At 75.6% G+C, this 2,139-nt stretch carries 3 protein-coding genes; all 3 read right to left on the reverse strand.

Going from position 1 to position 2,139, the window contains the following annotated elements; translation table 11 throughout:
- Positions 1 to 33 precede the first annotated feature (33 nt).
- Entirely contained in the window at positions 34 to 198 is a 165-nt protein-coding gene (locus AB0K09_RS32850; protein ID WP_366069053.1) for a DUF4244 domain-containing protein, read from the reverse strand.
- A 223-nt stretch (positions 199 to 421) separates the two neighbouring features.
- Entirely contained in the window at positions 422 to 1,231 is an 810-nt protein-coding gene (locus AB0K09_RS32855) for a type II secretion system F family protein (RefSeq protein WP_366069050.1), read from the reverse strand.
- On the reverse strand, positions 1,231 to 2,139 hold a 909-nt coding region (locus AB0K09_RS32860; RefSeq protein ID WP_366069052.1), incomplete at its 5' end, for a type II secretion system F family protein. The genes AB0K09_RS32855 and AB0K09_RS32860, both read right to left, overlap by 1 nt.

Genomic DNA, 2,139 nt, shown 5'->3' on the forward strand with positions numbered 1-2,139 from the left:
GTCACATAGCCGCCGTCCCCGCCCGTCCCGGCATCAGAACGGCGCATGGAGCGCCTTGCTGATCAACGCCTGCAGTGCCGAGGTCACCGCCGAACTCGTGACCACCTTGTAGAGCACCGCCGCCAGGGCACATGCCGCCAGCGTTCCCACCGCGTACTCGGCCGTGGACATGCCGGCCTCGCCGGCCGCACCCCGCATGCGGCTCCACCGCCGGGCCCAGGGCCGCGCCCAGGACCGGCTCCACCGCGACACCATTGCCGCCATCGCTTCCTCCTTCTGTCACTTCTTCCGGACTTCTTCGCTATTGCTTCGCTGTTGCTTCTTCGCTGTTGCTTCTTCGCTCTTCCTGCTCGCTCTTCCTGCGTGCGCCGGGGCTTCGCTCTTCCTGCGCGCGCCAGGTCCTCGCCCGGCGGGCGTGAGGTCACCTCCCGTTGAGCAGGCCGCTCGCGAGGCCGATCACCACCGGCACCACGCCGACCGTCAGAAAGGCCGGCAGGAAGCACAGCCCCAGGGGAGCCGTGGCCAGGACGCCCGCCCGTCGGGCGCGTGTGCCGGCCGCCCTGGCCTGCTCGGCCCGTAGCCGCTCGGCCAGCCGCGCCATGGGCTCGACCGCCGGGACGCCGGTGGCCTGCGCCCGCTCCAAGCACCGGGCCAAGGGAGTCGCGCCGGGAATCACCGTCAGCCGCCCCCAGGCCGTGGCCGGCTCGCCGCCCAGCCGTACCTCGGCGGCAGCCTGGGCCAGCCGCTCCCCCACCGGCCCGCCGAGCGCCCCACCGACCGCTTCCGCCGCCCGGCGGGGCCCGGCACCGGCGGCCAGGCAGGCGGCCAGCAGATCGGCGGCGAAAGGGAGTTGCCACGCCGCCTCCTCGGCGGAGAGCTCCGCTCCGGAACGCTGCTCGCGCCGTCCGCGCAGCCAACGCCACGTCCCGCAGGCGCAGGCGATTCCCACCCCGCATCCGGCGGCTCCTCCGACGAGGAGGAAGCCGGCGATTCCCGCGCCCACCACCGGCGCGGCCTTGCGGATCCGGCCGGACCAGCTCGCCCACCGGCGTGATCCGGGCTCCGACGGTGATCCGGCCCACGGCCCGAGCAGGGCCACGACCCGGCGCCGCGCGGCCATCCTGCGGCGTGCCCGGCCGATGGCCACACCACCCAGGACCACTGCGAGGGCCACGACCGTCGCCCCCAAGCTGTGGACAACCTCGGCGCGCAGCGCGCCCGCGTCACCCATCACCCCTTCCTTCCGCCTGCCGGGCCCGCGGCCGAACGGATGATCCGAGCCGTCCACACCAGCCCCGCGCACTCCAGAAGGCCACCGAGGAGCAGGCAGCCGAGCCCCGCCGGCGTGTGCAGCAGCACCCGGAGCGGTGCGGCGCCGAGGGCGCTGCCCATGACCAGCGCGAAGAACGGCAGCAGGGCGAGCATCACGGCAGTGGACCGGGTGCCGGTCAACTGGGCGTGCAGCTCCTCCCGCTGTCCCCGTTCGGCGCCGAGGGCCGCGGCCACCCGCTCCAGACCGGTGGCGAGGCCGGCTCCCCCGTCGACGGCGACCCGCCAGCAGGCGGCCACCCCGTTCAACCCCTCGGCCCCGGGCTGCCGGGCCGCCTCGCGCAGTGCTCCCGGCACGTCCCCACCGAACCGGGCGGCGGCCGGAACCCCCGCCCAGCCGGGATCCAGTTCGCTCTTCCACAGCCCGGCCAGGGCCTCCCCCGGTTGACGGCCCGCACGCAGATCGCCGGCGACGGTCGCGCAGACATCGATCACAGCGGCTTCACGTCGCGCCCGTTCCTTCGCCCGCCGCCGGACGGTGAGCCAGCGCCGGACGAGCGGAACGGCCGCCACCCCCGCGATCGCGGGCAACGGGGACTCCCCCACCAGAGCGACCGCACAGCCGGCGGGAACACACAGCCACTCGCGCCGTCCGAGAGCCGATCGCCGCAGGCGGTCGATCGACTCGGCGGCCTTCCCGGCCCATTCCGGCCCGGCGCCGCCACCGCCCGTGCCGCCGACCGCCCCGCCGGCCGCGAACAACAACCGGACCCGCCGCGCTTCCCGACCGGGCCGGTACAGCAGCTTGACGGCGACGAGGGCGCAGCACAGCAGCGCCATGCCGGGCGCCCGGTGGGGGGCCGTCGGCCG

Origin of the sequence: Streptomyces sp. NPDC049577 (assembly GCF_040675635.1) — a bacterium.
In the GTDB taxonomy this organism is placed as follows: Bacteria; Actinomycetota; Actinomycetes; order Streptomycetales; family Streptomycetaceae; genus Streptomyces.

Excerpts from the sequence above, each read along its gene's own strand:
- AB0K09_RS32850 (WP_366069053.1), bottom strand. The coding sequence starts at position 198 with ATGCGGGGTGCGGCCGGCGAGGCCGGCATGTCCACGGCCGAGTACGCG.
- AB0K09_RS32855 (WP_366069050.1), bottom strand. The coding sequence starts at position 1,231 with ATGGGTGACGCGGGCGCGCTGCGCGCCGAGGTTGTCCACAGCTTGGGG.